This window comes from Thiocapsa sp., from assembly GCF_035467215.1.
In the GTDB taxonomy this organism is placed as follows: Bacteria; Pseudomonadota; Gammaproteobacteria; order Chromatiales; family Chromatiaceae; genus Thiocapsa.
On the sequence record NZ_DATITZ010000241.1, the window covers coordinates 1 to 7,544 of the forward strand.

A 7,544-nucleotide genomic window follows, 5' to 3' on the forward strand; every position below is an offset into this window, starting at 1 on the left:
GTCGACCTGCTTGATTTCCACACAACGATATCTACGCTTGCTCATGGGGACACCTCCAACGTTCTCGGGTCATACCGACAAGTCAAGCACCTGCCGGCCGAGCTATGAGGGTCCCCGTTACCTTTTTTATAACTGACTACGGGAATCGGCGTTGCGTCGTACCCTGGGCTCATCGCCGGGACCACTCATCGAGGACGGCGACGATGTGCGGAATGGCCTCGGGCTCGGGGTCGTTCGGGAACAGGCGCGCGAGCATCCCGCGATGCGAGGCTCGTACGAGCACCGGCGGCGGAGCGCCGGGGATCCTTAGCGAAGCGAGTGGGACGACGCCGTCGCCCAGACCCTCGCCGAGACTCGACCACCAGTCTTCGAGCACCTCGGAGAGATCGGGGGCGAGATCGTTCGATCCGAGCTCGGCGGAGATGGCTTCGAGACTCTCGGCCATCGACTCGGGCGGCTCCGTGAGCAGACCGCCGATCAGTCGGACCGGAACGGATTCGGGCCAAGGCCGCGCATTCAGATCCGCCAGGAAGGCGCTGCCGGGTCGAAGGTCGACCTTGGCCTCGCCGATTCCGTCGCGCAGCGCTGCAAAGAGCGAGAACCGACGCTCGGGTCCGGCGGCCAGATGGTCGCGCAGCTCGAGCCAGATGCGCAAACGCGCCCATTCCGAGCCCTGATTGGGTGTGCCGACCAGGATGACGCCGCGCACGGCCGCGCCCTCGACCCGCGCGGGGGCGCCGACCGGGTAGCGCCAGCGGGTGACGAAGTCGCGGATGATCAGCCCGCCCATGCTGTGCCCGATCAAGGCCACCGGCCGGTCGGAGGCAAGCTCGGGCCAATGCGCGGCGAGCAGATCGGTGCTGCGGTCCACACCTTGATCGTTGGGATAACGGAATTCCCAAACCTCGAAACCGGCCGATCCGAGCACGGGGATGAGGTCGTCCCAGATGTCGCCGGGCTCGTCGAGTCCATGGACGAGCAGAACCCGCGGCAGAGCGGGCTCCGCCCCGTCCGGGACGACCTGGATGCGCGGGATCAGACCATGCCAGCCGTCCACCGGCGCCATCGCCTGCGGAAACCAGGCATCGAGCCGGTCATGGACGAGCACCCGCAGGCGCCGCTCCTCGCGCGGATGCCCCTCGGCCCACCAGGTCCAAACGGCCACTCCAAGCAACAGGCCGATCGTGATCAGGAGCAGTACCAGACGACGGCGGAACCGCACGGATTTCACGTTCATGCCTTACCATCCTCCCATCGACATCACCGAACGAGATCCCTCGCAATGGACCAAGGTGTGAAGCGCTGTAATCAGATCTATGCCATCGACCGTTGGGGCGAGGGCTATTTCGGGATCAATCCCGCAGGTCATCTCTATGCGCGACCAAACCCGCATGGCGCGACCGAGGTCGATCTGGCCCTCTTGGCCGAGCAGCTCGACGCGGAGGGTCTGTCCCTGCCGGTGTTGGTGCGCTTCAACGATATCCTGCGTCATCGCGTCGAGTCGCTTCACCAGGCCTTCGTGGATGCGAGCGCGGCGAGCGGCTACAGCGGTCGCTACCAGCCCGTCTATCCGATCAAGGTCAACCAGCAGGCCGGCGTGGTGCGCGAGATCCTGCGCTCCGGGCATGCGGGCCTGGAGGCCGGCAGCAAGCCCGAGCTGATGGCGGTGCTCGCACTCTCCCCGCCCGACGGTCTGGTGGTCTGCAACGGCTACAAGGACCGTGAGTATATCCGGCTCGCCCTGATCGGGAGACGGCTCGGGTTGCGGGTGCAGATCGTGATCGAGAAGCCCTCCGAGGTCGCACTCATCCTGGAAGAGGCCGACCGGCTGGGCGTGGAGCCCCTGCTCGGCGTACGGGCGCGGCTCGCCGCCGCGGCGGCGGGGAACTGGCAGAGCAGCGGCGGAGAAAAGGCCAAGTTCGGGCTCTCGGCGAACCAGATTCTGGACCTGGTCCGCACGCTCGAGTCCGCCGGGCGGCTGCATTGGCTCAATCTGCTGCATGCCCATCTGGGCTCTCAGATCCCGAATCTTCAGGACATCCGCTCCGGTGTCGCCGAGCTGGTGCGCTTCTATGCCGAGCTGCGCCGCCTGGGTGCGCCGATCGCCATCCTGGATGTCGGCGGCGGGTTGGGTGTCGACTACGAGGGGACCCGCACGCGCAATTACTGCTCGGTCAACTACAGCTTCGCGGGTTACGCGAGCGCGATCGTCGAGAGTGTCGCAGCCGAGTGTCGTCGGCGCGGCTTGCCCGAGCCGGATCTGTTGAGCGAATCGGGTCGCGCGCTCACCGCACATCATGCCGTGCTCATCACCAACGTGATCGATCGGGAAGAGGCCGGCGGCCAAGGCGTGCTGCCCAAGTTCGAGGAAGGGGATCCGCTGCTCGATGCGCTGGCCGAGCAGCTGCGCGCCGCGGACGAGGCACCACCCCAAGAGGTCTATTCGGAGGCGCGCGAGCTGATGGCGGCCGCACGCGAGCGCTTTTCGGCGGATCGACTCGACCTGACCGGGCGGGCGCGCGCGGAGGAGCTCTTCTTCGCCATCTGCCGGCGACTGGCCGCACGGATGGATCCCTCGATCCGACGCCACCGCGAGCTGGCGGACGAGGTCAATGCACTTCTCGCCGACAAGCTCTTCTGCAACTTCTCCTTGTTCCAGTCGATGCCGGACGTCTGGGCACTCGATCAGATCTTCCCCATCGTGCCGATCCAACGTCTCGACGAGCTGCCCGGCGCACGGGCGATGGTGCATGATCTGACCTGCGACTCCGATGGCTGTATCGATCACTATGTCGACGAGGGGGGCGTCGAGGCGAGTCTGCCCGTGCATGCCGGCGCCGGGTCGGGGTCACCTTATCTCATCGGCTTCTTCATGGTCGGCGCCTATCAGGAGATCCTCGGCGACATCCACAACCTCTTCGGCGACACGGACGCCGTCAACGTCGAGCTGGATGCGAGCGCGCCGGGCGGCTACCGTCTGCTCGATGCCGAGCGCGGCGACTCCACCGACGAGCTGCTGAGCTACGTGCATTTCGAGCCGCGCACCTTGCTCGCGCACTATCGACGCAAGCTGGACGCCGCCGGTCTGGACCGGCCGACCCGCGAGCAATTCTTCGTCGAGCTCAAGGCCGGGCTCTACGGCTACACCTATCTGGGCAGCTGAGCCATGCATGAGCTTTCCATCTGTCAGGCGCTGCTCGACCAGGTCGAGCGGATCGCCGCCGAGCATGGCGCCAGCAGGGTCGAGCGCATTCTGCTGCGGGTCGGCCCGCTCGCGGGTGTGGAGGGATCCTTGCTCCGGCACGCCTATCCGCTGGCTGCGGCGGGGACCATCGCGGAGAACGCCGAGCTGGTGATCGAGACTGCCCCGGTGCGCGTGGCCTGCGGCGATTGCGGCGCGGAGACCGACGCCACCCCGAATCGACTGCTGTGCGGGGACTGCGGCAGCTACAAGACGCGCCTGGTGAGCGGGGATGAGCTGTTGTTGGCGAACCTGGAGCTGACCATCCCGGACTAAACCGCGCTCGACGCTCTTAGGCTCACTTGGCGTTGATCGCAACCTCGCATGAATCAAGTGCGTCGGAGCGACGCGGTTTAGGATACGAAAAGAAAAAATTTTCTAAAACGCGTCACCCTCCGAGGTCTTGGAGAGATATCGGGGCAAGCCCTGACCTCCAAGCGCGCATAGAATGCCTGACGCGTTTTAGAGGCGTACACTCGGACTTGTGCGCTCGCCCGGAGCGGCGATGCGCGACGAATCCGGAGTCGACCTCGCTCGATGTCGAGATCCGAATGCCCCGGCCCCACCCGGACAGCGAGGCGGGGCGGTGTCTATGGAGCCATCACTCATGTGCGATACCTGCGGCTGCAATATCACCCCCGGCAACGAGCATCTGGTCCGGGCGGACGGTAAACACGCCAAGACGGCCGACGGCCGTGCGGCGGTGACCGTGCTCCAGGCCCTGCTCTCCGAGAACGATCACGAGGCGGCCCACAATCGGGAGCATTTCGATCGTCATCAGGTACTGGCGTTGAATCTCATGTCCTCGCCCGGCGCCGGCAAGACGAGCCTGTTGGAGCGGACCATCGACGCCCTTGCCGGTCGGGTGCGGATCGCAGTGATCGAGGGCGATCTCGAGACCGAGAACGACGCCGAGCGCATCCGCGCCAAGGGCGTCCCGGCCGTGCAGATCTCCACCGGCAGCGCCTGCCATCTGGACGCGCACATGGTGCACGACGCCCTGCATCGGCTGGATCTCAACGAGGTCGACATCCTCTTTATCGAGAATGTCGGCAATCTGGTCTGCCCGGCCAGCTTCGATCTCGGCCAACACCGCAACGTCACGCTCCTGTCGGTCCCGGAGGGCGACGACAAACCGGCGAAATATCCGGTCATGTTCCGCGCGGCGGACCTGGTGCTCTGCACCAAGTCGGATCTGCTCACGGTCCTGCCCGAGTTCTCGGTGGAGCGCGCGGAGCACCATCTACGTCAGCTGGCCAGCGTGGTGCCTTTCGAGTCGGTCTCCACACGCGGCGAGGGCGACATCGAGCCTTGGCTGAATTGGTTGAGCGACGAGCTCGCGGCCCAGCGCTCGCGCCTCGAGCTCGGGCGGACCATTCGCCCCACGGTTCAACCGGACGGCGCTCGACTGCATGGTCATGCGGCGGACGGGCACACCCACGACCATCATGGCCATGGCCACACGCATCACCACGAGCGCGAGCACGGCCATACGCACCATCACCACACGCACGCCCAAAAGCAGGATTGAGCCTATTGCGACGCCTTGCCGTTGGGTGTAATTAGTGGCCGGGTCGCTGTCGACAGACCGCGACCCGAGAAGATTTCCGAATGCGCGACACGAGAGAAATCACACCAACCCCGGAGGAACCCCGATGTCGATCAAACCGATCAGGACCCTGTCCGTCGTGTCACTCGCCACACTGGCTGCGCTGACCGTCTATGCCCCCGTCAGCCAAGCCTTCAACTTCGGCAACATGATGAACCCGAGCCGCTGGATGGGCGGCGACCGTTACGACGACTACGACGAGGGCTATTACGGCGGCCCTTACGGCGGTCCGGGCTTCGGTTACCCCTACGGCGGTTACGCGCCCGGTTACAGCGCGCCGGGATATGGGGCACCCGGTTACGGTGCACCTGCCCCGGGCTACGCCGCGCCCGGCTACCCGGTCGCACCCGCGGCAGCCCCCGGAGTCGCGCCTGCGCCGGCTCAGGCGCCTTCCACGGGTGCAGCACCCGTCGACAGCGCCGAGGTCCAGGCGCTCAAGCGGCGCGTCGAGGAGCTCGAGGCGGCGCAACAGCAGCAGCGTTCGGCCCCGCCGCCCGCACCGCCTGCAGGTGATTGGCCGTCCGCACCGGCCTTCCGCCCGATGAACCAGTATTGACGCACCGACGATTCGACGCCTTGTCGGTCACCACCCCGCCGCTCGGCGGGGTTTTGCGTCTCGCGGCCGATGCGGCTTCGGTCCGTGTTCGGCTTTGCGGGACGGCACTTCAAGAGGGGATTCAGACCCATGTTCAAACTCAAACGCGGCCTAGCCGCACTGCTGTTGGCAGGCGGACTCCTGTCCCAAGCCGCCTTCGGCGGCGGCTATGCCGTCTACACCAGTGACTCCGAGTTCGCCGACGTACTCGAAGGGCTCAAGATGGCGATCCAAGAGCGCGGCATGTACATCAACAACGTGATGAACATGGGCGAGATGCTGGAACGCACCGGCAAGGATCTCGGCACGGATACGCCGCTCTACGCGCAAGCCGAGTCCATCGAGTTCTGCAGTGCCGTGCTGTCGCGCGAGATGAGCACCGAGAACCCGGCTCATGTGGTGAATTGCCCCTTCATCATCGCCGTCTACACACTGCCCGAGGGGACCGGGACGACCTATGTCGCCCACCGCGAGATCCCGGCCGATCAGGTCGAATCCAGCCCGGCGATGGCCAAGGTCGCGGACATGCTCAAGGGTATCTCGGAGGCCGCCGTCTCCTGGTAGATGGTAGGATGACGGCCGTCGGATCGACTGCCGGAACGCACGCCCTGGACATCATCCTCCGTTATTTCCCTCGCGCCCTCCATGTCCTGCGCACGGAGGGCGTCGCCGTCCTGCTGCGCAAGCTCAAACGGCGCCTCGGCACCACGCCGCTGCGCGTGGCCGACCCGCCGCGTCTGCTCGCGCTCGCCGAGCCCTTCGAGCCGGTCGACCTGACGCCGAGCGCTGCGCCGCTGGTCTCGGTGGTGATCCCGGTCCATAACCAATTCAGCTACACCCACCACTGTCTCGCCGCGCTGGCTCGGGTCGGCGCCGAGCGGCCCTTCGAGACGATCGTCGTCGACGACTGCTCGAACGACGGGACCGCCGAGCGTCTCGCGCGCTACCCCGGTCTGCACCTGATCCGCAATCCCGAGAATCTGGGGTTCGTCGGATCCTGTAATCGCGGGGCGGAGGCCGCGCAGAGTGCCTATCTGGTCTTTCTGAACAACGACACCCAGGTCCAGCCCGGCTGGTTGGATGCGCTGATCGACACCTTCGAGGATGCGCCCGACGCCGGGATCGTCGGCAGCCGCCTCCTCTATCCGGACGGCCGGCAGCAGGAGGCCGGGGCCATCCTCTTTGCCGACGGCACGGCCTGGAACTACGGTCACCTCGACGCCCCCGAGAAGCCCCAATACAGCTATCGGCGCGCCGTCGACTATTGCTCTGGCGCCGCACTCGCCATCGAGACCGCGCTCTTCAGGCATCTCGGCGGCTTCGACAGCGTATTCGCGCCCGCCTATTACGAGGATGCCGATCTGGCCTTCCGGGTGCGTGCAGCCGGACGCGCGGTCTACTATCAGCCACTGTCGCGTGTCGTGCACTTCGAGGGGATCAGCGCCGGGCGCGACGAGCAGACCGAGACGGGTTTGAAGCGCTATCAGCGGATCAACGCCGAGACCTTCCGAACGCGTTGGGCCGACGTCTTGGCCGGCTTCGGCGCGCGCGGCGAGGATCTGGAACGGGCGAAGGAGCGCGGCGTGCGACGCCGGGCCCTGGTGGTCGACAACTACATGGTCACCCCGGATCGAGAGTCCGGCTCGGTGCGGATGCTCAACCTGTTCCGGATCTGCAAGGACTCGGTTTCAAGGTGACTTTTGCCGCCGCTAACTTGGAGGCACCCGAGCCCTATGTCGCCGATCTGCAGCGCATCGGCGTGGAGGTACTCTACCGGCCCTACGTGCGCCGGATCCGCGATCATCTGGCCAGTCACGGCACCGACTACGACCTGGTGATCCTGAGCCGTGCCGATGCGGCAGCGGCCACACTCGACGCCGCCCGGACCCATTGCACCAAGGCACGCATCGTCTTCGATACGGTCGATCTGCACTTCCTGCGCGAGCGGCGACTCGCGCAGCTGCAAGGCGATCGCGCGACCCTGCGTGTCGCCGAGCGGCGCAAGGCGCAGGAGCTGGACCTCATGCGGCGTGCCGATCTGACCTTCGTGGTCAGCGAGGCCGAGCGCGACATCCTGGCCGCGGAAGCGCCGGATGTCC

7 protein-coding genes and 1 pseudogene are annotated in these 7,544 nt (G+C 66.2%); 7 read left to right on the forward strand and 1 reads right to left on the reverse strand.

Annotated features, from left to right (window positions below):
- Positions 1-169: 169 nt before the first annotated feature.
- Positions 170-1,237, reverse strand: a complete 1,068-nt coding sequence (locus VLR48_RS13580; RefSeq protein WP_325292309.1) for an esterase/lipase family protein — start codon at positions 1,235-1,237, stop codon at positions 170-172.
- A gap of 45 nt (positions 1,238-1,282) precedes the next feature.
- On the opposite strand from VLR48_RS13580, the gene speA reads away from it, so the two are divergent.
- From speA to VLR48_RS13615, 7 genes and pseudogenes are all read left to right on the forward strand, one after another.
- A complete protein-coding gene (speA, locus tag VLR48_RS13585; protein WP_325292310.1) occupies positions 1,283-3,163 on the forward strand; it encodes a biosynthetic arginine decarboxylase in 1,881 nt (626 codons plus the stop codon).
- 3 nt (positions 3,164-3,166) lie between these two features.
- Positions 3,167-3,517, forward strand: a complete 351-nt coding sequence (locus tag VLR48_RS13590; protein ID WP_325292311.1) for a hydrogenase maturation nickel metallochaperone HypA — start codon at positions 3,167-3,169, stop codon at positions 3,515-3,517.
- A gap of 331 nt (positions 3,518-3,848) precedes the next feature.
- A complete protein-coding gene (gene hypB / locus VLR48_RS13595) occupies positions 3,849-4,772 on the forward strand; it encodes a hydrogenase nickel incorporation protein HypB (RefSeq protein ID WP_325292312.1) in 924 nt (307 codons plus the stop codon).
- A 124-nt stretch (positions 4,773-4,896) separates the two neighbouring features.
- Entirely contained in the window at positions 4,897-5,406 is a 510-nt protein-coding gene (locus VLR48_RS13600; protein ID WP_325292313.1) for a hypothetical protein, read from the forward strand.
- 129 nt (positions 5,407-5,535) lie between these two features.
- Positions 5,536-6,009 (forward strand): DUF302 domain-containing protein, encoded by a 474-nt coding sequence (locus VLR48_RS13605; RefSeq protein ID WP_325292314.1) that lies wholly within the window; start codon positions 5,536-5,538, stop codon positions 6,007-6,009.
- Positions 6,010-6,017: 8 nt separating this feature from the next.
- On the forward strand, positions 6,018-7,142 hold the full coding sequence (locus VLR48_RS13610) for a glycosyltransferase family 2 protein (protein ID WP_325292315.1): 1,125 nt from the start codon (positions 6,018-6,020) through the stop codon (positions 7,140-7,142).
- Positions 7,139-7,544 (forward strand): annotated as a pseudogene (locus VLR48_RS13615) (glycosyl transferase family 2); the annotation flags it as partial. The gene VLR48_RS13610 and the pseudogene VLR48_RS13615, both read left to right, overlap by 4 nt.